This is a genomic window from Kluyvera sichuanensis (assembly GCF_014218705.1).
Lineage (GTDB): Bacteria > Pseudomonadota > Gammaproteobacteria > Enterobacterales > Enterobacteriaceae > Kluyvera > Kluyvera sichuanensis.
Genome location: NZ_JABBJF010000001.1, coordinates 414,976 through 435,681 on the forward strand (window position 1 = coordinate 414,976; position 20,706 = coordinate 435,681).

Annotated in this window: 18 protein-coding genes and 2 pseudogenes; 13 read left to right on the top strand and 7 right to left on the bottom strand. The window is 55.1% G+C overall.

The genetic code is table 11. The features are described from left to right. Positions 1 to 53 precede the first annotated feature (53 nt). The gene (locus HII27_RS01985) at positions 54 to 1,439 is read right to left on the bottom strand and encodes a NarK family nitrate/nitrite MFS transporter (RefSeq protein ID WP_185666288.1); all 1,386 of its coding nucleotides are present in this window, start codon (positions 1,437 to 1,439) and stop codon (positions 54 to 56) included. Positions 1,440 to 1,616: 177 nt separating this feature from the next. Then, the gene (locus HII27_RS01990) at positions 1,617 to 2,198 is read right to left on the bottom strand and encodes a TetR family transcriptional regulator (RefSeq protein ID WP_185666289.1); all 582 of its coding nucleotides are present in this window, start codon (positions 2,196 to 2,198) and stop codon (positions 1,617 to 1,619) included. 124 nt (positions 2,199 to 2,322) lie between these two features. Between HII27_RS01990 and HII27_RS01995 the strand changes: the two genes are divergently transcribed. Beyond that, positions 2,323 to 3,813: an MFS transporter gene (locus HII27_RS01995; protein ID WP_185666290.1), complete on the top strand. Its 1,491-nt coding sequence runs from the start codon at positions 2,323 to 2,325 to the stop codon at positions 3,811 to 3,813. Positions 3,814 to 3,816: 3 nt separating this feature from the next. On the opposite strand, the pseudogene HII27_RS02000 reads toward HII27_RS01995, so the two are convergent. Further along, positions 3,817 to 4,654, bottom strand: a pseudogene (locus HII27_RS02000) (IclR family transcriptional regulator domain-containing protein). A gap of 220 nt (positions 4,655 to 4,874) precedes the next feature. Between HII27_RS02000 and HII27_RS02005 the strand changes: the two are divergent. The 7 genes and pseudogenes from HII27_RS02005 (at position 4,875) to benD (ending at position 11,071) form a co-directional block, all read left to right on the top strand. Further along, positions 4,875 to 5,993, top strand: a pseudogene (locus HII27_RS02005) (muconate cycloisomerase family protein). A gap of 12 nt (positions 5,994 to 6,005) precedes the next feature. After that, complete coding sequence (gene catC, locus HII27_RS02010) at positions 6,006 to 6,296, top strand: muconolactone Delta-isomerase (protein WP_110276564.1); 291 nt, start codon at positions 6,006 to 6,008, stop codon at positions 6,294 to 6,296. A gap of 69 nt (positions 6,297 to 6,365) precedes the next feature. Then, on the top strand, positions 6,366 to 7,292 hold the full coding sequence (catA, locus tag HII27_RS02015) for a catechol 1,2-dioxygenase (RefSeq protein ID WP_185666292.1): 927 nt from the start codon (positions 6,366 to 6,368) through the stop codon (positions 7,290 to 7,292). Between the two features lie 102 nt (positions 7,293 to 7,394). Next, positions 7,395 to 8,777, top strand: coding sequence for a Rieske 2Fe-2S domain-containing protein (locus HII27_RS02020; RefSeq protein WP_185666293.1), 1,383 nt, complete (start codon positions 7,395 to 7,397; stop codon positions 8,775 to 8,777). Further along, positions 8,777 to 9,262 (top strand): benzoate 1,2-dioxygenase small subunit, encoded by a 486-nt coding sequence (benB, locus tag HII27_RS02025; RefSeq protein WP_185666294.1) that lies wholly within the window; start codon positions 8,777 to 8,779, stop codon positions 9,260 to 9,262. Before HII27_RS02020 ends, benB begins: the two co-directional genes overlap by 1 nt. A 9-nt stretch (positions 9,263 to 9,271) precedes the next feature. After that, entirely contained in the window at positions 9,272 to 10,288 is a 1,017-nt protein-coding gene (gene benC, locus HII27_RS02030; protein WP_185666295.1) for a benzoate 1,2-dioxygenase electron transfer component BenC, read from the top strand. A gap of 9 nt (positions 10,289 to 10,297) precedes the next feature. Continuing rightward, positions 10,298 to 11,071, top strand: coding sequence for a benzoate diol dehydrogenase BenD (gene benD / locus HII27_RS02035; RefSeq protein ID WP_185666296.1), 774 nt, complete (start codon positions 10,298 to 10,300; stop codon positions 11,069 to 11,071). On the opposite strand, the gene yddG is transcribed toward benD, so the two are convergent. Then, complete coding sequence (gene yddG / locus HII27_RS02040) at positions 11,068 to 11,946, bottom strand: aromatic amino acid DMT transporter YddG (protein ID WP_185666297.1); 879 nt, start codon at positions 11,944 to 11,946, stop codon at positions 11,068 to 11,070. The genes benD and yddG overlap by 4 nt on opposite strands. 220 nt (positions 11,947 to 12,166) lie before the next feature. Between yddG and fdnG the strand changes: the two genes are divergently transcribed. From fdnG to fdnI, 3 genes are read left to right on the top strand one after another with little or no spacing between them, the layout of a single operon-like run. After that, on the top strand, positions 12,167 to 15,214 hold the full coding sequence (fdnG, locus tag HII27_RS02045) for a formate dehydrogenase-N subunit alpha (RefSeq protein ID WP_185666298.1): 3,048 nt from the start codon (positions 12,167 to 12,169) through the stop codon (positions 15,212 to 15,214). An 11-nt stretch (positions 15,215 to 15,225) separates the two neighbouring features. Beyond that, the gene (gene fdxH, locus HII27_RS02050) at positions 15,226 to 16,113 is read left to right on the top strand and encodes a formate dehydrogenase subunit beta (protein ID WP_185666299.1); all 888 of its coding nucleotides are present in this window, start codon (positions 15,226 to 15,228) and stop codon (positions 16,111 to 16,113) included. Then, entirely contained in the window at positions 16,106 to 16,762 is a 657-nt protein-coding gene (gene fdnI / locus HII27_RS02055) for a formate dehydrogenase-N subunit gamma (protein ID WP_035896970.1), read from the top strand. The genes fdxH and fdnI overlap by 8 nt, the downstream gene beginning before the upstream one ends. Before the next feature lie 85 nt (positions 16,763 to 16,847). Here the strand turns inward: fdnI and HII27_RS02060 are convergent, their stop codons facing one another. After that, positions 16,848 to 17,171, bottom strand: coding sequence for a CcdB family protein (locus HII27_RS02060; RefSeq protein ID WP_185666300.1), 324 nt, complete (start codon positions 17,169 to 17,171; stop codon positions 16,848 to 16,850). Continuing rightward, a complete protein-coding gene (locus HII27_RS02065; RefSeq protein ID WP_185666301.1) occupies positions 17,171 to 17,362 on the bottom strand; it encodes a hypothetical protein in 192 nt (63 codons plus the stop codon). Before HII27_RS02065 ends, HII27_RS02060 begins: the two co-directional genes overlap by 1 nt. A gap of 255 nt (positions 17,363 to 17,617) precedes the next feature. Here HII27_RS02065 and araJ point away from each other — a divergent pair, with 255 nt between their 5' ends. Further along, entirely contained in the window at positions 17,618 to 18,784 is a 1,167-nt protein-coding gene (gene araJ, locus HII27_RS02070) for an MFS transporter AraJ (protein WP_185666302.1), read from the top strand. Positions 18,785 to 18,820: 36 nt separating this feature from the next. On the opposite strand, the gene adhP is transcribed toward araJ, so the two are convergent. After that, a complete protein-coding gene (gene adhP / locus HII27_RS02075) occupies positions 18,821 to 19,831 on the bottom strand; it encodes an alcohol dehydrogenase AdhP (protein WP_185666303.1) in 1,011 nt (336 codons plus the stop codon). Between the two features lie 218 nt (positions 19,832 to 20,049). Between adhP and HII27_RS02080 the strand changes: the two genes are divergently transcribed. Beyond that, entirely contained in the window at positions 20,050 to 20,649 is a 600-nt protein-coding gene (locus HII27_RS02080; protein WP_185666304.1) for an inorganic diphosphatase, read from the top strand. Positions 20,650 to 20,706 lie beyond the last annotated feature (57 nt).

Sequence of the window (20,706 nt, forward strand, 5' to 3'; positions counted from 1 at the left end):
CTCCTGACGGGGGGCTTTGCTCCCCCGTGGTTACACTGCTCACATAGTTATGTTTATTTTGACGTCGGTTTGCGGCGGCCGTAGACAAGCCATGTCACCAGCACGCACACGACGTAGAAGACAAAGAACACTTTCATGGCGCCAACCGGTGAACCGGTCATGGCTAAAGAGGTGCCGAAGGCTTTTGGAATAAAGAAGCCGCCAACTGCGCCGATAGCGGAGATAAAACCGAGCGCGGCGGCGGTATCGGTAACCGCTTCGTGCTGGGCTTCTTCATCGCTGCCGCCGCGTTTTTTGACGCTGTCGATGGTGATTTGACGGAAAATCACCGCGATCATCTGGAAGGTGGAGCCACTGCCGAGACCGGCGGTCAGGAACAGGCCCATAAACACCACGTAGAAGGCGAGGAAGCTGCCGGAGCCGCTGCCTGGCAGCGTCAGGAACAGCAGGCCGGTAAACACTGCCATCAATATAAAGTTCACCAGCGTGACCTTCACGCCGCCGAGGCGATCGGAAATCACACCGCCGAATGAACGCGCCAGCGCGCCGATAAACGGCCCGAAGAAGGCCAGCTTGAGAATGTTAACGTCCGGGAACTGGGTTTTTGCCAGCATCGCAAAACCGGCAGAGAAGCCGATAAATGAGCCGAAGGTTGCCAGATAGAGCAAACTCAGCAGCCACATATGCGGGCGTTTCAGCACCGGAAGCTGGTCACGCACTGAGGCTTTGGAGCTGGCGATATCGTTCATCCCCACCCAGGCGGCGATAGTGGCGATAACCAGCAGCGGCACCCAGATGATGGCGGCGTTGGCCAGCGACAGGATAGAACCGTCTTCCTGCGGGACGCCGTGAACGCCAAGAAAGGTGAAGATCGGCAGGAAGATCACCGCGGGGGCGACCATCTGCATCACGCTGACGCCAAGGTTGCCGAGCCCACCGTTAATGCCGAGCGCGCTGCCTTGCTTCGCTTTTGGGAAGAAGAAGCTGATGTTGCCCATACTGGAGGCAAAGTTAGCCCCAGCGAATCCGCACAGCAGTGCGATGATGATAAATACTTCGTAAGGGGTAGAGGTGTTCTGAATGGCAATGCCCAACCAGACGCACGGTACCACCAGAATTACCGTACTTAACACCGTCCATTTGCGCCCACCCAATATGGGTACCATAAAGGAGTAGGGTACGCGTAATATGGCACCAGAAAGTGAAGGTAATGCGGTTAATAAAAAGAGTTGGTCCGTGGTGAAATTAAAACCCACTTTATTGAGATTCACCGCCACGGCGCTAAATAACATCCAGACGCAGAAGGCGAGTAATAAACAGGCAACGGAAATCCACAGATTTCGCCTCGCAATTGATTTTCCTTTATTTTCCCAGAAGCCGGGATTCTCAGGTTTCCACTCTTTTAAAAGATAATGATTCTCTTTCTCATTATTTGCCATATAACCCTCGGGGAACACGTCATAAAAAATAAACAAAAGGAAAAACAGCGATGTAGGAAGAGGGAGTTATTATTGCTAGGCCGTTTTATCGCTTTATCGTTGAAGAATAGATAAAAAAAGCGCGTTGTAAGAAAACGCGCTGTGAATAAAACGTTGTTAATTGTTACTAAATGTAAATTAAGAGGGATTAAGCTCCAGCGTAATATAATGTTGTATATAGCGAGCAAAGATCTCATCGCTAATTTCCGCCATCCCTAGTGCATAAATTCCATCTAGTCCACACACTAACGCAATTAATCGCCAGGCAATATTTTCTGCGCTATCAATGGGACGAAATTCATTAGCTTCCGTGCCCTGTAAAATCAGCGATACGGTTTCCTTATGCCACATATCCATCGTCAGCAGATAAGCACCTTTAATATCGCTGTCGCTGTCCGCCAGTAACTGTGCTTCCCGCCAGAGACGGACGTAGGGGTCAAGACGGCCATCATCGCTGCCAAGCATCGAAAAGAGGCGGTCGTGCCAGTTCGCATCATCGGCCACCAGTGGCATATCGAGCATTTCACGGATCAGCCTGACGAAGGCGAGGGATTTGAGTTCACCAATAGAGGTGAAGTGGTGATGCACCTGGCCGCTGGAGACTCCGGCAACGCTGGCAATATTACGTACGGTCATGGCGCTAAAGCCGCCGCTTAGTGCCACCTGCATGGCGGTTTTAAGGATCGCTTCCCGCCGTTCTTCTCGGGTTAAATAGTTCATTTTTCTTCGTTTAAGTAGGGTTTAGCTGAGAATAACAAAAAATTGGACATGCGTTCAACAATCCGGCAGGATCTCGTTCCTGGACACATGTCCAACAATGAACAATGAAGTGAGGAACGGAAAAATGTCACGCCAATGGTTAACGCTCATGGCTATCCTGATGGTCTATATCCCGGTGGCGATTGATGCCACCGTGCTGCACGTGGCCGCGCCGACGCTGAGCGTCGCGCTGGGCACCAGCGGCAATGAGCTGCTGTGGATCATTGATATCTATTCACTGGTAATGGCCGGGATGGTGCTGCCAATGGGCGCGCTCGGCGACAAGATTGGTTTTAAACGCCTGCTGTTGCTCGGCAGCGGGATCTTTGGCCTGGCATCGCTGGCCGCGGCGTTTTCGCCGAGTGCGCTAACGCTGATTGCTTCACGCGCACTGCTGGCGATCGGCGCGGCGATGATTGTACCGGCCACGCTCGCCGGGATCCGTACCACCTTTGCTGAAGCGCGTCATCGTAATATGGCGCTGGGGCTGTGGGCGGCCGTTGGTTCCGGCGGCGCGGCGTTTGGCCCACTGGTGGGCGGCATGCTGCTGGAGCACTTCTATTGGGGATCGGTGTTCCTGATCAACGTACCGATTGTGCTGGTGGTGATTGCCATTAATGCCAGAGTGGTGCCGCGCCAGCCTGCGCGACGCGAGCAGCCGCTGAATCTCTTTCAGGCGCTGGTGCTGATTGCCGCCATCCTGATGCTGGTGTTTAGCGCCAAATCAGCGCTGAAGGGGCAGCTTGCGCTGTGGCTGGTAGCGATGGTGGCAATTGCCGGTGCTGGCATGCTGTACTGGTTTGTCCGTAAACAGCTCTCGGCAACGCGCCCGATGGTGGATATGCGCCTCTTTACCCATCGCATTATTTTAAGCGGAGTCATGATGGCGATGACGGCGCTGATTACCCTGGTGGGCTTTGAGCTGCTGATGGCCCAGGAACTGCAGTTTGTGCACGGTAAAACGCCGTTTGAAGCCGGGCTGTTTATGCTACCCGTGATGGTGGCGAGCGGCTTCAGCGGCCCGATTGCCGGGATGCTGGTGTCGAAGCTGGGGCTGCGTGAAGTGGCGACCGGCGGGATGCTGTTAAGCGCGCTGAGCTTCCTTGGCCTGTCGATGACTGATTTTAGCACCCAGCAATGGCAGGCGTGGGGGCTGATGACGCTGCTGGGCTTTAGCGTTGCCAGCGCACTGTTGGCCTCCAGCTCGGCAATTATGGCGGCGGCACCGAAAGAGAAAGCGGCAGCAGCAGGGGCCATTGAAACCATGGCCTACGAGCTTGGCGCGGGGCTGGGTATTGCGCTGTTTGGCCTGATCCTGACTCGCAGCTACACCTCGTCGATTGTGCTGCCCGCCGGGGTAGACGGTGCGGTAGCCGAGCAGGCAGCTTCATCGATTAGCGAAGCGATAAAGCTGGCGCAGTCGATGCCCGCCATCCCGGCACAAAGCCTGATTGACGCGGCAAAAATGGCGTTTATCAACTCGCACAGCATCGTGCTGGCGACGGCGGGCGTGCTGCTTCTGTTGCTGGCTGCTGGTATCTGGCGCAGTCTGGCAAAAGCACCTGCCTTACATTAACCCTTAAAGCTGAAGAGAAAGCTCCATCGCTGCCCGTCGCAACGGCGCGAGGGCTTTCTCTTTTAGCGCGGCAGCGTTGGTAGAGCCAGCCGGCACGCCAACGTTCAATGCGGCTACCGTTTGCCCGCTCCGTGAGAGCAACGGCACCGCCAGCGAACACAATCCCACCTCAATTTGCCGGTCGGCGAGCGCGTAGCCCTGCATACGCACGCGGGCTATTTCTTCGCGCAGGCTCGGCACGTCGCATAGGGTGTGCGGGGTATAGCGGATCAAATTTGCACGTGACAACGTCACTTCCAACTGTTCTTCCGGCAGTGCGCTCAGCAGCACGCGCCCCATTGAGGTTGTCCACGCGGGTAGGCGGCTGCCGCGACCAATATCTACACTGAGCAGATTATTCACCGCTGAGCGGGCGATATAGAGCACGTTGTCGCCGTCAAGGGTTGCGGCCGAACAGGACTCGCCCAACGCTTTACCCAGACTGTCCAGCGCGTTCTGCGCTACCTTCGCCAGCGGTGTACCCGCCAGGTAAGCATGACCGACCGCCAGCACGCGCGGCAGCAGTTCATAGCTACGGCCATCCGGGCTATGCACCATGCCGAGTGCTGCCAGGGTATACAGGCAGCGGCGAACCGCCGCGCGGGAGATCTGCGTTTTCTGGCTGAGCTGGGAGATGGTCAGACGTTGACGCTGTGGGGTAAACGCGCTTAGCACCTCCAACCCTCGCGCCAGTGAAAGCATAAAGTTAGGGTTGTGTTCGGCCTGGCGGGCACTAAGGGTATCCGTTTTTTTATCGCTCATTTCATCCCTCTACGACAAAAGCTATAGGCTCACTGAGCATCACTATATCGTGGGGAAAAACCGCGGCGATTTGGCGTGCTGGTTTTCCCACTGCGATCACATTATTAACCGCAATTTAACAAGCGCGTCGATTATCGCACAACATTTCGATGACCGCCGTTGACCGTTTTCCTCGCCCAGACCTATTGTCAAAAGCATCGTTACCCCACGTGATATTCAGGGGCATTCGACGTGATGCAATTGATGAGCAGGAAGAGAAAATGAGCGCGACCATAGAACATATTGAAAGCTGGCTGGTGGATGTGCCGACGATTCGGCCACACAAGCTGTCGATGACCACCATGGGCTGCCAGACGTTGGTGATTATCCGAATAACGCGTTCGGATGGCATTGACGGTATCTGAGAGGCGACCACCATTGGTGGACTGAGCTACGGCGTGGAAAGCCCGGAGGCGATCGCTTCGGCGATTAACGATTATCTGCTGCCGTTACTCAAAGGCCAGCCCGCCGATAATCTCAATGCGCTGACCGCGCGAATGAACAGCGCGGTTAAGGGCAATACCTTTGCCAAATCGGCCATCGAAACCGCGCTACTGGATGCGCAAGGTAAAGCGCTGGGGCTGCCAGTTTCCGCGCTGCTGGGCGGGGCGCTCAGCACCTCATTGCCGGTGCTGTGGACGCTGGCCAGCGGCGACACGGCAAAAGATATCGCCGAGGGCGAAAGGCTGCTGGCGGAGCGTCGCCATCAGGCCTTCAAGTTAAAAATAGGTGCCCGCGAACTGGCGACCGATCTGCGTCACACCCGCGCCATTGTTGAAGCGCTGGGTGACCGGGCCAGTATTCGCGTTGACGTTAACCAGGCGTGGGACGCGACGGTCGCTGCCAAAGGCTGCCGTGAACTGGCGGCGATGGGTGTCGATCTGATTGAACAGCCGGTCAGCGCGCAGGACAACGCCGCGCTGGTACGACTGAGCCACCAGATTGAAACCGCTATTCTGGCCGATGAAGCCGTCTCGACCCACTACGATGGCTACCGGCTGGCGCAGCAGGGTTTTAGCGGCGCCTATGCGTTGAAAATAGCCAAAGCCGGTGGCCCGCAAAGCGTGCTGGCGCTGGCTAACGTGGCACAGGCCGCAGGCGTTGGGCTGTACGGCGGCACCATGCTGGAAGGTACTGTCGGTACCGTTGCCTCGCTGCATGCATGGTCAACGCTACCGCTGCAGTGGGGGACCGAGATGTTTGGCCCGCTGCTGCTTAAAGATGACATTGTCAGCGTTCCGCTCACTTTTGCCGAAGGTGTGGTGACGCTGCCGCAAACGCCGGGTCTGGGCGTAGAACTGGATGAAGACAAACTGCGCTATTACAACCGTAAAGCGTAATGGGAGAGCATAATGCTATTTAAAGTTGATATGACCGTGAATATTCCGTTGGGATTTCCTGCGGCTGAAATTGAGGAAATAAAACTACGGGAGAAAAATTATTCACAACAGTTGCAGCGAGAAGGAAAATGGCGACATATCTGGCGCGTTGCCGGTCTTTACGCCAACGTCAGTATTTTCGATGTGAAAGATGCCGAAGAATTGCATCAAATATTAATGGCTTTACCGTTATATCCGTTTATGCAAATTCGCGTGGAGGCGCTTTGCCGCCATCCTTCATCGATTCGTGAAGACGACCGTTAATAATAAGAAGAACTACCCTCGCGCCGGGTTATCCCGGCGAATACCCTACGATAATAAGTGAGAATAATTATGAGTAATGCATTCGTAAGACAAGATGCTGTGCAGAAATTATTACGTGAAGGTGCCGGTTTAAATGTGGAAGGCGGCGACGAGCGGTTTAAATCGATAGTTCACCGCCTGCTGGAAAATATCTGTACGCTGATTGATGACTATAACGTGACGGAAGAAGAGTTCTGGCATGCAGTGAATTATCTGCACGAATTAGGTGGCCGTCAGGAGGCCGCACTGCTGGCGGCGGGTCTGGGTCTTGAACACTTCCTGGACCTGCGCCAGGATGCCATTGACGCCGCCGCTCAGCGTGAAACCGGTACGCCGCGCACTATTGAAGGCCCGCTGTACGTCGCGAACGCACCGCTGGCCGATGGGCATACCCGTATGGATGATGGCAAAGATGCCGGTGAAGTGATGTGGCTGCACGGTCAGGTTAACGACACCCAGGGCCGCCCGGTGGCTAACGCCATCGTCGATATCTGGCACGCCAATACCCTCGGTAACTACTCCTTCTTTGACCAGAGCCAGAGCGAATACAACCTACGCCGCCGTATTCGTACTGGTGCGGATGGACGCTACAGCGTGCGCAGCATTATGCCATCTGGCTACGGCTGCCCGCCGGACGGCCCAACCCAGAAGCTGCTTGACCGTTTGGGTCGTCACGGTAATCGTCCGGCGCATATTCACTTCTTCGTTTCTGCGCCCGGCCATAAGCATCTGACCAGCCAGATTAACCTCAACGGTGATAAATATCTGTGGGATGATTTTGCCTTTGCCACCCGTGACGGGCTGATTGCCGACCCGGTTAAAGTGACCGACCGCGCGCTGATTCAGCAGCGTGAGCTCGACGGTGAGCATACCGAAGTGCATTTTGATTTGACCCTGTGTAAAGCGCTCAGCACTGACGAAGAACAGCGCGGTACGCGCCTGCGCGCACAAGAGTAATTCGCTGCGTTCATTTTATTCTCCGGCTTTATATGGCCGGAGAATAATGACTATCTCTGAATATTGCACTTTATTCCTGAAACATGCAGGAGGGTACGACTCATGCAAAAAATGTTCACCACGCTGAAAGATAAAATCAACAATGCGTTAATTGTGGATCGTGAGAATCATATTTATCGCTGCCATCGCTCAATATTTACCGATCAGCAGTTATTTGATTTTGAAATGAAGCATATCTTTGAAGGTAATTGGGCGTTTCTGGCCCATGAAAGCCAAATACCCGAAGCCGGCGATTATTATACGCTGACCCTGGGGCGCCAGCCGGTGATTATTACCCGTGACAAAAAGAACGAACTCCATGCGTTAATTAATAGCTGCGCCCACCGTGGCGCGATGCTATGTCGACGCAAAACCGGGAATAAGAATTCATTTACCTGCCCGTTCCACGGCTGGACGTTCAGTAATAACGGCAAGCTATTAAAAGCCAAAGATGAAAGTACCGGCGGCTACCCGGAAAGCTTTAAGCATGAAGGTTCGCACGACTTACAAAAATTACCGCGTTTCCAGTCCTATCGCGGGTTCCTGTTCGGCAGCCTGAGCGACGATGTTCAGTCGTTGGAGGAATATCTCGGGGAAACCTGCAAGATTATCGACCTGATCGTTGACCAGGCGGCGGAAGGACTGGAAGTGCTTAACGGTTCTTCAAGCTATGTCTACGAAGGTAACTGGAAGCTCGGGGCGGAAAACGGGGCCGACGGCTATCACGTCAGCGTGGTGCACTGGAACTATGCCTCAACCATGTCACGCCGTAACTACGAAGCGGAAGGCACCCATGCGGTGGATGCTAACGGCTGGTCGAAAAGCATCGGTGGCGGCTACGGCTTTGATAACGGTCATATGCTGCTGTGGACGCGGGCGCTGAACCCGGAAGTGCGCCCGGTTTATGAACATCGTGAGCGCCTGCAGGCCGAATTTGGTGATTCCCGCGCCGACCAGATGGTCAACGAAACGCGCAACCTGTGCCTCTATCCCAACGTCTATCTGATGGATCAGTTCTCCACTCAGATCCGCGTGATCCGCCCGATATCTGTTGATAAAACCGAAGTCACCATCTGGTGCTTTGCGCCGAAGGGAGAATCTGACCAGGCACGCGCGCTGCGTATTCGCCAGTACGAGGATTTCTTTAACGTCAGCGGTATGGGAACACCGGACGATCTCGAAGAGTTCAGCGCTTGCCAGCGCGGCTATCACGGGGAAAATCTGCCGTGGAGCGATCTGAGCCGCGGCGCGCTGCACTGGGTCGATGGCCCGGACGAGCATGCGCAGCAATCAGGGTTCCGCCCGCTGCTGAGCGGGGTGAAATCAGAAGATGAAGCGCTCTATATCGCCCATCACCACCACTGGCAGAACGTGATGCTAGCGGCGCTGGAAAAAGAGCAGCAGCGTTATGACCAGTCAATTACCCAACGTGTGGAGGTGGCCTGATGTTGACGCTTGAACAGGTTCGCCAGTTTCTCTATTACGAAGCCCGCCTGCTGGACGACCGTCAGTGGGATGAGTGGCTGAACTGCTACAGCCCGAAGGTGGTGTACTGGATGCCTGCCTGGGGCGACGACGACAAGCTCACCCGCGACCCGCAGCGCGAAATTTCGCTGATCTACTACCCGAGCCGCGATGGCCTGGAAGACCGGGTGTACCGCATTAAGACCGAACGCTCCGGGGCGAGCACGCCCGAGCCGCGCACCACCCATATGATCAGCAACGTTGAGCTGCTGGGGGAAACCGAGCAGGGCATGGAGGTGCGCTACAACTGGGTGACCTATTGTCATCGCTATCAGCATACCGATGCGTGGTTTGGCTCGACCTGCTGCACGCTGGTCGACAACGATGGGCAGCCGCAGATCATCCGCAAAACCGTGCGCCTGAATAACGACTACATCCGTCAGGTGATTGACGTTTACCACATTTAAGAGGTGCCTATGACCTTTAACATTGCGCTCAATTTTGAGGACGGCATCACCCGTTTTATTCAGTGTAACGCCGGGGAGAAAGTACTGGATGCCGCCTATCGCCAGAAGGTGAATCTGCCGATGGATTGTTCCGACGGCGTGTGCGGAACCTGTAAGTGTCACTGCACCAGTGGGGAATATGGCCTGGGGGACGATTATCTCGAAGAGGCGTTAAGCGAAGAGGAAGCCGACGAACGCCAGGTGCTGACCTGTCAGATGGTGCCAACCAGCGACTGCGTGATTGACGTACCGGTGGCGGCCGCGCAGTGCAAAACCGCGCTGGCGACGCTGGGCGCGGAGGTGCAGCAGGTTAATTTGCTCTCCGACACCGCCATTGAGCTGGTGGTTAAACTCGACGATGCGCTCGCGTTTCTGCCCGGTCAGTACATCAACATTCAGGTGCCGGGTACGCCGCAGGTTCGTGCCTATTCGTTCAGCTCTTTGCCCGGCGCAGACGTGGGCAGCTTCCTGATTCGCAACGTGCCGGGGGGCTTAATGAGCCAGTGGCTGACCCAGCGAGCCCGACCGGGGGATCGGCTGACGCTGAGCGGCCCGATGGGCAGCTTCTATCTGCGAAACGGTGAACGTCCGCTGCTGATGCTGGCGGGGGGAACGGGGCTGGCACCGCTGCTGTCGATGCTGCAAACCCTAGCGGCACAGGGAAGCACTCGTCCGGTCACGCTGCTGTACGGCGTCACCCGTGACGGTGATCTGGTCAAGACGCAAGAGCTTGATGCCTTTATCGCGCAACTGCCTGGATACCGCTGGCTGCCGGTAGTGGCCGATGCCCAGAGCGCCTGTCCGCAGCGCGGTTTTGTCACCGAGCATCTTGATGAGGCGATGCTGAACGATGGCGACGTCGATATCTATCTGTGCGGCCCACCGCCGATGGTTAACGCCGTCTCTACGGCGCTGCGTGAACGGGGGATCTCGCCTGCGGGATTCTGGTATGAGAAGTTTATCGCCAGCCAGAGCGCGGCGGCATAAGGAGCGATGATGCGATTTACTAATAAAGTGCTGGCTATCACCGGTGCTGCGCAGGGCATTGGTCGTCAGACGGCCGAACAGGCTGCTCGTGAAGGCGCGCGCCTGCTATTGATTGACCGTTCACGCTACGTGCACGAACTGGCGGCGACGCTGACCGCCAATGGGTGTGACGTGCTAGCGTTGGAAGCCGACCTTGAGCAGTGGGAGAGCACCGAACGGGTATTTGCCGACGGGGTGGCGCACTTTGGCCGCCTGGATGTGGTGATTAATAACGTGGGCGGCACCATCTGGGCGCGTCCGTTTGCAGAATATCAGCCCGATCAGATCGAAAAAGAGATCCGCCGTTCGCTATTCCCCACGCTCTGGAGCTGCCGGGCGGCGCTGCCGTGGATGCTGAAGCAGGGCAAAGGCAGCATCGTGAATATCTCATCGGTGGCAACGGCTGGGGTTAACCGGGTTCCGTATTCGGCGGCGAAAGGCGGCGTGAACGCGCTGACCCGTTCGCTGGCCCTTGAATATAGCGATAGTGGTATTCGGATTAACGCCGTTGCGCCTGGAGGCACAGATGCACCGGCACGCCTGACGCCGAGAAATGACGAGCAGCCGACAGAGCAGGAAAAGGCGTGGTATCAGCAGGTGGTGGATCAAACGGTGGCAAGCAGCCTGATGCATCGCTACGGCACGCTGGCGGAACAGGCGAATGCTATCCTGTTTCTCGCCAGCGATGAGGCCAGCTACATCACCGGGGTGACGCTGCCGGTAGCGGGAGGCGACCTCGGCTAACGCCGGGTGGCATACCAGCAGAGCAGGGAGCCCGCGCAGACCATGGCGGCTCCCTGCCAGAATGACCACGAAAGCGCGGCGCTGAGCAGAACCGCCGCCAGCGCTGAGGAGAGCACCGGGGTAAAGTAAGAGGCGGCGGCCAGCAGGCTGACGTTGCCGTGCAGAATGCCAACGTTCCACGCCGCATAGGCTAATCCTAATGCCAGCGCGCACAGAACCAGCTTAATCACCACCGGCCAGCTAAAGATCATCGGTGGCTGTTCGCTTACCAGGAATTTCACCCACAGGCTGAGCGCCGTTAATAAAACAAACAGCGTAATGCCGTTTTTGCCTTTGGCATATCTGGCGGTGACGGTGCAGTAGGCCGCCCAGATAAATGCACCGACGAAAGCCAGAATATAGCTCAGCGGGCTTGAGATAACGTTGCGGGTTATTTCCGCGATATCCAGACCGTGCTCGCCGCCTAATACCCAGGTCACGCCAAATAGCGAGAGCAATAAGCCCGGTATCACCCATAAGCTGCTTTTTTGGCCGTTGAAAAGAATAGCAAACAGAATGGTCAGGCTTGGCCAGAGATAATTGACCATACCGACTTCAATTGCCTGTTGGCGGGTGCCCGCATAGCCAAGCGAGAGCGCAAGACAGATTTCGTAGCTAACAAACAGCACGCTGCCGGCTACAAGATACCGTGGGGGGATTTGACGCAACTGCGGGAAACCGACGGTAAATATCAGCAACAGGCCGCTCAGGCTGTAGATCATGGCGGCACCGCCCACTGGTCCAAGCCCTTCGCTGACGCCGCGAATCAGCCCCACCATGGTGCTCCATAATACGATGGCGGTGAGTCCCGTCAGCGTCGCTCTCTTTTTATCCATCTCTAACCTGATGCTTTTACAAACGAAGTCTGCGGTTATAGCATTTTTTTGCCGCTGCTGGTGATATTTTTCCTCGACGCCTAACCCTAAAGGATTAATGAAATTCGCTGACCCTGACTATTAAGGGGGGCTCAGTTTTCGACATTGATTTGACGCAAAAAAAACAGGGGCATTGCTGTTAGTTTCCTTCTCGAAGTACATCCATACGATGAGGAAAACAATGGACGTCAGCCGCAGAAAGTTTTTTAAAATCTGCGCGGGCGGTATGGCTGGGACGACGGCTGCGGCATTAGGGTTTGCCCCGAAAATGGCGTTAGCACAGGCGCGAAATTTCAAATTACTGCGCGCTAAAGAAGTTCGTAACACCTGCACATACTGTTCCGTAGGTTGTGGGCTATTAATGTATAGCCTGGGCGATGGAGCCAAAAATACCCGGGAATCGATTTACCATATTGAAGGTGACCCGGATCATCCGGTAAGCCGCGGCGCACTGTGCCCGAAAGGCGCGGGGCTGCTGGACTATGTACACAGTGAAAGTCGCCTGCGCTACCCGGAATACCGCGCACCTGGCTCGGATAAATGGCAGCGTATTTCGTGGAATGAAGCCTTCGATCGCATCGCAAAATTGATGAAGGCCGACCGCGACGCCAACTTTATTGAGAAGAACGAGCAGGGCGTGACGGTTAACCGCTGGCTCTCCACCGGGATGCTGTGCGCATCCGCGGCAAGTAATGAGACCGGCATGCTGACGCAGAAGTTTGTGCGCTCGCTCGGTATGCTGGCGGTAGACAACCAGGCGCGCGTCTGACACGGACCAACGGTAGCAAGTCTTGCTCCAACATTTGGTCGCGGTGCGATGACCAACCACTGGGTTGATATCAAAAACGCCAACGTCGTGATGGTGATGGGCGGTAACGCCGCTGAAGCCCATCCAGTGGGTTTCCGCTGGGCGATGGAAGCGAAAAACAATAACGATGCCACGCTTATCGTTGTCGACCCGCGCTTTACGCGTACGGCGTCGGTAGCTGATATTTATGCGCCAATTCGTTCCGGTACCGACATTACCTTCCTGTCGGGCGTACTGCTGTATCTTATCGAAAACAATAAGATCAACGCCGAATACGTGAAGCATTACACCAACGCCAGCCTGCTGGTGCGGGATGATTTTGCCTTCGAAGACGGCCTGTTTAGCGGCTATGACGCCGAGAAACGTCAGTACGACAAATCGTCCTGGAACTATCAGTACGATGAAAACGGCTATGCCAAACGCGATGAAACGCTGACCCATCCTCGCTGTGTGTGGAACCTGCTGAAGCAGCACGTTTCCCGCTATACGCCGGACGTGGTGGAGAACATTTGCGGTACGCCGAAAGCGGACTTCCTGAAAGTGTGCGATGTGCTGGCTTCCACCAGTGCGGCAGACCGTACTACCACCTTCCTGTATGCGCTGGGCTGGACACAGCACACCGTCGGGGCGCAGAACATTCGCACCATGGCGATGATCCAGCTGCTGCTCGGCAATATGGGGATGGCAGGCGGCGGTGTGAACGCCTTGCGCGGTCACTCGAATATTCAGGGCTTAACCGACTTAGGTCTGCTGTCGACCAGCCTGACCGGCTATCTGACGCTGCCGTCGGACAAGCAGGCGGATCTGCAAACCTATCTGACCGCCAATACGCCAAAAGCGCTGCTGCCTGAGCAGGTGAACTACTGGAGCAACTATCCGAAGTTCTTCGTCAGCCTGATGAAGTCGTTCTACGGCGACGCGGCAACGAAGGATAACGACTGGGGCTTTAACTGGCTGCCGAAATGGGACCAGGCCTACGACGTTATCAAATACTTCAACATGATGGATAACGGCAAAGTCACCGGCTACATCTGCCAGGGCTTTAACCCGGTTGCATCCTTCCCGGACAAAAACAAAGTCGTACGCAGCTTAAGCAAGCTGAAGTACATGGTGGTTATCGACCCGCTAGTGACCGAAACGTCTACCTTCTGGCAGAACCACGGTGAGTCTAATGACGTTGAACCATCAACGATTCAGACCGAAGTCTTCCGTCTGCCGTCGACCTGCTTTGCAGAAGAAGACGGTTCGATTGCTAACTCCGGCCGCTGGCTGCAGTGGCACTGGAAAGGTCAGGAAGCACCGGGTGAAGCGCGTAACGACGGCGAGATTCTGGCCGGTATTTACCATCGTCTGCGCGAAATGTATCGCAACGAAGGCGGTAAGGGCGTTGAGCCGCTGCTGAAGATGGGCTGGAACTACAAACAGCCTGATCACCCAGAGTCGGAAGAAGTCGCTAAAGAGAACAACGGCTATGCGCTGGCCGACCTGTATGACGCCAACGGTGTGCTGGTGGCGAAGAAAGGTCAGTTGCTTAATAGCTTTGCGCTGCTGCGTGATGACGGTACCACGGCGTCCTCCTGCTGGATCTATACCGGTAGCTGGACTGAACAGGGTAACCAGATGGCCAACCGCGATAACGCTGACCCATCAGGGCTGGGCAATACGCTGGGTTGGGCATGGGCCTGGCCGCTCAACCGTCGCGTGCTGTATAACCGCGCTTCGGCGGACGTGAACGGTAAACCGTGGGATCCGAAACGGATGCTGATCCAGTGGAACGGTACGAAATGGACGGGTAACGATATCCCGGACTTTAATACCGCGCCGCCAGGAAGCAAGACCAATCCGTTTATTATGCAGCAGGAAGGCCTGGGTCGTCTGTTTGCGCTCGATAAGCTGGCAGAAGGACCGTTCCCGGAACACTACGAGCCGATGGAAACGCCGCTGGGGACTAACCCGCTGCACCCGAACGTTATTTCCAGCCCGGTAGTGCGTCTGTACGAAGAAGATGCCGTGCGTCTTGGGAAGAAAGACAAGTTCCCATACGTTGGCACCACCTATCGTCTGACCGAGCATTTCCATACCTGGACTAAGCATGCGCGCCTCAACGCGATTGCGCAGCCAGAGCAGTTTGTGGAAATCAGCGAAGGGCTGGCGAAGGCCAAAGGGATTGCCAACGGTGACCGCGTGACCGTCAGCAGCAAGCGCGGCTTTATTCGCGCCGTGGCGGTGGTAACGCGTCGTCTGCAGACCCTGAACGTCAACGGTCAGCAGGTGGAAACCATCGGTATTCCGCTGCACTGGGGTTATGAAGGCGTAGCCCGTAAAGGCTATATCGCCAATACCCTGACGCCGAACGTGGGCGATTCCAACTCGCAGACGCCGGAGTATAAGGCGTTCCTGGTTAACATCGAGAAAGCGTAAGGAGCGTTTAAATGGCGATGGAAACACAAGACATTATTAAACGCTCTGCAACCAACCCGATTACCCCCGCGCCTCGTGCGCGGGACTATAAGGAAGAAGTTGCCAAGCTGATTGATGTCTCCTCCTGTGTGGGCTGTAAAGCCTGCCAGGTGGCCTGCTCCGAGTGGAATGATATTCGCGACGAGGTAGGGCATTGCGTGGGGTTTTACGATAACCCGGCGGATCTGAGCGCTAAGTCCTGGACGGTGATGCGCTTTAGCGAAACCGAGCAGAACGGCAAGCTTGAGTGGTTGATTCGTAAAGACGGCTGTATGCACTGTGAGGATCCGGGCTGCCTGAAGGCGTGCCCGTCCGCCGGGGCGATTATTCAGTACGCTAACGGGATCGTCGATTTCCAGCAGGAAAACTGTATCGGCTGTGGTTACTGCATCGCCGGGTGTCCGTTTAATATTCCGCGCCTCAGCAAAGAGGATAACCGCGTTTATAAATGCACCCTGTGCGTAGACCGCGTGAGCGTGGGCCAGGAACCGGCCTGTGTGAAAACCTGTCCGACCGGGGCGATTCACTTCGGCACCAAGAAAGAGATGCTGGACGTGGCGCAGGAGCGCGTCGATAAGCTTAAGAAACGCGGCTACCCGCATGCCGGTATCTATAATCCGGAAGGCGTGGGCGGCACCCATGTGATGTACGTGCTGCATCATGCGGATCAGCCTGAGTTGTATCACAAGCTGCCGAAGGATCCGGCTATCGATACCAGTATCAATCTGTGGAAAGGGGCGCTGAAACCACTCTCCGCCGCGGGCTTTATCGCCACCTTTGCCGGGCTGATTTATCACTACATCGGTATTGGCCCGAACAAAGAAGTGGACGATGACGAAGAGGAGGATGGCCATGAGTAAGTCGAAAATGATTGTGCGCACCAAGTTTGTCGACCGCGCCTGTCACTGGACGGTGGCTATCTGCTTCTTCCTGGTGGCGGTATCAGGGATTTCGTTCTTCTTCCCGACGCTGCAATGGCTGACCGAAACCTTTGGTACACCGCAGATGGGGCGTATTCTGCACCCGTTCTTCGGCGTGCTGATCTTCGTGGTGCTGATGTTTATGTTTGCCCGCTTCGTGCATCACAACATTCCGGATAAGCAGGATATTCCGTGGGTGCTGGGGATTGTCGAAGTCCTGAAAGGCAACGAGCATAAAGTGGCCAAGGTCGGGAAATATAACGCCGGGCAGAAGATGATGTTCTGGACCATCATGAGCATGATTTTCGTGCTGTTGGTGACCGGGGTGATTATCTGGCGTCCTTACTTTGCGCCATTTTTCCCGATTCAGGTGATTCGCTACGCGCTGCTGATTCATGCTGCTTCAGCCATCATTCTGATCCACGCGATCCTTATCCATATGTATATGGCGTTCTGGGTCAAAGGGTCAATTAAAGGGATGATTGAAGGCAAAGTGAGTCGTCGCTGGGCGCAGAAACACCATCCGCGCTGGTATCGTGAAGTTGAGCGGGTAGAGGCGAAGAAAGAGAGTTCGGAAGGGATGAAGTAAGGATTCTTTGCGGAAGTGAAGAGCGGTTTGATGTCCCTTGAGGGGGAGCGTTAAGCCGCTCTTTTTGTTTGTGGTATTGCAGGACTCATGTGTTTGTAATGAGGGCATCGATGGCTGATATGGCGCTTGAACGTTCGCTGCGTAAATTACAGATAAAATGTCGGTTATTGAGCTTACCTTTATCTATGCTGGTCATTAATGGCGTATTGATAGCTACTGTTTGGAAGTCAATATTCACCAACGGCGTTGCTCGATGGTAATAACCGTTTAAATAAACATGGCTACTTAAAGGAAGCACTAGCCGTGTTGAAAGATCGCCATAATAATCATGTTGTATCACCATAATGTATGGATGAATAAGACGGGTCCTCTCCGATGGATTTCGATAAATATCAAACTGTCGGCACATTAAAGTACCTCATAAAAAGGATCATCAGATAACAGTCCTGCCATTTGCGTAAACGCGTTCATTCTGTTGATAAATTCACGATCTTCATTAGCGTTGTTGCGCTTTTTGATATCGCAAGGCAAGGCGTTACTCGTTGAACCTTTTGTCGTGGCATTTTTCGGCATTTCCTTAACCGTGTTGTTTGATTTCATATTGACCTCCTTGTGAAGAATAGGACGATTATCCGCCGTTCCGGTTAAAACACAATTAGCCAGATTCCGCCTTTGCGCGCCACCTTCCAGAAAATATTCACCTGTTGCATTACGTATTAATGGCGGCCTGAGACATGAACCATTCGCGCTGTATATATGGATAAACGCATTGTCACTCCTTTTTGTCTGGCCTGCACCCCATGAATGGTCAATAATGCCCCTCTGCAAACTCAACAGAAACAAGTGATTAGAGGGATGAAAAAGACAATTTTTGCGCTGGCGCTAGGCACGTTTGGCCTGGGGATGGCGGAATTTGGCATTATGGGCGTGCTGCCGGAGCTGGCGCACGATGTAGGGATCTCGATCCCGGCGGCGGGCAATATGATCTCCTGGTATGCCTTCGGCGTGGTGATCGGCGCGCCGATTATTGCGCTGTTTTCCACGCGCTTCTCCCTGAAATCCATCATGCTGCTGCTGGCGGCGCTCTGCGTGCTCGGCAACGTCATTTTTACCTTTTCATCGAGCTACGTAATGCTGGCGATTGGGCGTCTGGTGTCTGGCTTTCCGCACGGGGCGTTTTTTGGCGTGGGGGCGATTATTCTGTCGAAGATTGCGCCTCGTGGCAGGGTGACGGCGGCGGTAGCGGGGATGATCGCCGGGATGACGGTGGCGAATCTGGTCGGGGTGCCTGCGGGAACCTGGCTGGGGCACCAGTTTAGCTGGCGCTATACCTTCCTGGCGATTGCGCTATTTGATGTGGCGGTGCTGGCGGCGATTATTGCCTGGGTGCCGACGCTGTTTGATAAATCCGACGCGCGGCTTCGCGAGCAGTTCCACTTTTTGAAAAGCCCCGCGCCGTGGCTCATCTTCGCGGCAACCATGTTCGGGAACGCCGGGGTATTCGCCTGGTTCAGCTATATCAAGCCGTTTATGATGAACGTCTCTGGCTTCTCCGAAGGGGCCATGATGTTCATTATGATGCTGGTGGGGTTGGGGATGGTGCTGGGCAATATCCTCAGCGGTAAGCTCTCCGGGCGTTACAGCCCGCTGCGTATTGCGGCCACAACCGATTTCGTTATTGTGGTAGCGCTGCTGCTTATCTTTGCCCTCGGCGGCTTTAAAATCGCGTCGTTGGTGCTGGCGTTTATCTGCTGCGCGGGGTTATTTGCGCTTTCCGCGCCGTTGCAGATTTTGCTGCTGCAAAATGCGAAGGGCGGTGAAATGCTCGGGGCCGCTGGTGGGCAAATTGCCTTTAACCTCGGCAGTGCGATTGGCGCTTTCTTTGGCGGGTTGATGATTACGATGAATTTCGGCTGGAATTCGGTGGCGTTACCGGCGGCGGCGCTGTCGTTCCTCGCAATGTCGTCTCTGCTGCTTTATGCGCGTTATCAACAGCAACAACAAAAGCTGGTGGCTGCCTGAAAATAGCCTCTCCCTTATCGGGAGAGGCTCTGGTTATTAATGGCGAAGATCGATAACCATACGGCCACGGATCTGGCCCAGTTCCATCTCTTTAAAGATAGCGTTGATGTCGTTTAACGGACGCAGCGCCACTTTCGGTACCACTTTCCCTTCAGCAGCAAACTGGAAGGCCTCGGTCAGATCCTGGCGGGTGCCAACCAGCGAACCGACCACTTCAATCCCGTCCAGCACCAGACGTGGAATATCGAGGCTCATCGCTTCCGGCGGCAGGCCGACGGCCACCACGCGGCCACCGGCGCGCACGGCGTCAACGGCGGAGTTAAAGGCTGCTTTCGCGACGGCGGTAACGACTGCCGCGTGCGCACCGCCGGTCAGTTCCTGAACCTGTTTCGCCGCGTCTTCGCTACGTGAGTTGATAATAAGGTCCGCGCCCATCTCTTTGGCCAGCTTCAGCTGTTCATCGTTAACATCGAGGGCAATCACTTTGGCATTAAAGACGTTTTTGGCGTACTGCAGCGCCAGGTTGCCCAGACCGCCGAGACCGTAAATCGCAATCCACTGACCCGGTTTGATTTTCGATATTTTCACCGCTTTATAGGTGGTGACGCCTGCGCAGGTAATGCTGCTGGCGGCTGCAGAATCAAGACCGTCCGGCACTTTGACCGAGTAGTCAGCGGTGACGATACACTCTTCCGCCATACCGCCATCAACGCTGTAGCCGGCATTTTTGACCGAACGACACAGCGTTTCGTTACCGCTGTTGCAGTATTCGCAGTGGCCGCAACCTTCAAAGAACCAGGCGACGCTGGCACGGTCACCGACTTTCAGAGAGGAGACGCCAGGGCCGATCGCTTTCACGATCCCAATACCTTCATGGCCGAGGATCACCCCGGTCTTGTCACCAAAATCGCCGTTTTTGACGTGCAGATCGGTGTGACAGACCCCGCAGCATTCCATGGATAACAGAGCTTCACCATGCTGCAGTGGGCGCAGCGTTTTTTCGGTGACGTTTACCTGATGGTCATGCGTGACGACAGCAGCCTTCATAATCCTACTCCTGGTTAATATGTATTTGATAATAATACTCATTAATAGTTAGCGATAGAACGGTAAAAAGCAAGGCCGAAAGAGGACAGAATCTGGTGGTTTTTCATATTGATAGCACATAGCGTTCACCATTCTGTCATTCTGCGGTCATCATTTATTCATCAGTAAACTCTACCGTGTCGTTTTTGCTTTTCTTATAACGATAGAGTGAACGCACAATGCATCTGGTAAAAACTATCCTCGCCGCAAGTCTGATTTTTTCTGCCGCCGCACAGGCGCACAATGTGCTCGACTTCCCGCAGCCGGAGAACAACCCTGAAGAATTTTATGCGGTAACGGAGATCCCGGCCGGTGGTATCATTAAATATGAAACCGACGCCAAAACCGGTTTTTTAGTCGCCGACCGCTTCCAGTCGATGCCGGTGGCGTATCCAGCTAACTACGGTTCGCTGACGCAGTCGCTGGCAGGAGATGGCGACCCGCTGGACGTGGTGTTCTATACCCGAGCGCCAATGGCTCCGGGGACGCTAATCAAACTGCGCGCGATTGGCGTATTGAAGATGATTGATGGTGGCGAGAAGGACGACAAAATTATCGCCGTGCCAACCAGCAAAATTGACCCGACCTATGACGATATCAAAAACGTTAGCGACCTGCCGAAGGTAGAACAGGAGCGTCTTCAGGCCTTCTTCCGCGTCTACAAACAACTGCCGGAAGGGCGTAAGAAGGTGGAGCTGAACGGCTTTAACGATGCCGCTGCCGCGAAGCAGGAAATCAAGCAGGCGTGGGACGCCTGGAAAGAGAAGCACCCACAGTAAAACGTAGCCCGGACGAGGCGGAACGCCGACTCCGGGATCTTCTGGATGTTGCGGTAA

Bases quoted from the DNA above. Each gene is read 5' to 3' on its own strand.
- HII27_RS01995 (WP_185666290.1), top strand. From the start codon at position 2,323: ATGTCACGCCAATGGTTAACGCTCATGGCTATCCTGATGGTCTATATC.
- yddG (WP_185666297.1), bottom strand. From the start codon at position 11,946: ATGGATAAAAAGAGAGCGACGCTGACGGGACTCACCGCCATCGTATTA.
- benB (WP_185666294.1), top strand. From the start codon at position 8,777: ATGTTGACGCTTGAACAGGTTCGCCAGTTTCTCTATTACGAAGCCCGC.
- fdnI (WP_035896970.1), top strand. From the start codon at position 16,106: ATGAGTAAGTCGAAAATGATTGTGCGCACCAAGTTTGTCGACCGCGCC.
- fdxH (WP_185666299.1), top strand. From the start codon at position 15,226: ATGGCGATGGAAACACAAGACATTATTAAACGCTCTGCAACCAACCCG.
- HII27_RS01985 (WP_185666288.1), bottom strand. From the start codon at position 1,439: ATGGCAAATAATGAGAAAGAGAATCATTATCTTTTAAAAGAGTGGAAA.
- benD (WP_185666296.1), top strand. From the start codon at position 10,298: ATGCGATTTACTAATAAAGTGCTGGCTATCACCGGTGCTGCGCAGGGC.
- HII27_RS02020 (WP_185666293.1), top strand. From the start codon at position 7,395: ATGCAAAAAATGTTCACCACGCTGAAAGATAAAATCAACAATGCGTTA.
- HII27_RS02060 (WP_185666300.1), bottom strand. From the start codon at position 17,171: ATGTGCCGACAGTTTGATATTTATCGAAATCCATCGGAGAGGACCCGT.
- benC (WP_185666295.1), top strand. From the start codon at position 9,272: ATGACCTTTAACATTGCGCTCAATTTTGAGGACGGCATCACCCGTTTT.
- adhP (WP_185666303.1), bottom strand. From the start codon at position 19,831: ATGAAGGCTGCTGTCGTCACGCATGACCATCAGGTAAACGTCACCGAA.
- catC (WP_110276564.1), top strand. From the start codon at position 6,006: ATGCTATTTAAAGTTGATATGACCGTGAATATTCCGTTGGGATTTCCT.
- HII27_RS02080 (WP_185666304.1), top strand. From the start codon at position 20,050: ATGCATCTGGTAAAAACTATCCTCGCCGCAAGTCTGATTTTTTCTGCC.
- HII27_RS01990 (WP_185666289.1), bottom strand. From the start codon at position 2,198: ATGAACTATTTAACCCGAGAAGAACGGCGGGAAGCGATCCTTAAAACC.
- catA (WP_185666292.1), top strand. From the start codon at position 6,366: ATGAGTAATGCATTCGTAAGACAAGATGCTGTGCAGAAATTATTACGT.
- HII27_RS02065 (WP_185666301.1), bottom strand. From the start codon at position 17,362: ATGAAATCAAACAACACGGTTAAGGAAATGCCGAAAAATGCCACGACA.
- araJ (WP_185666302.1), top strand. From the start codon at position 17,618: ATGAAAAAGACAATTTTTGCGCTGGCGCTAGGCACGTTTGGCCTGGGG.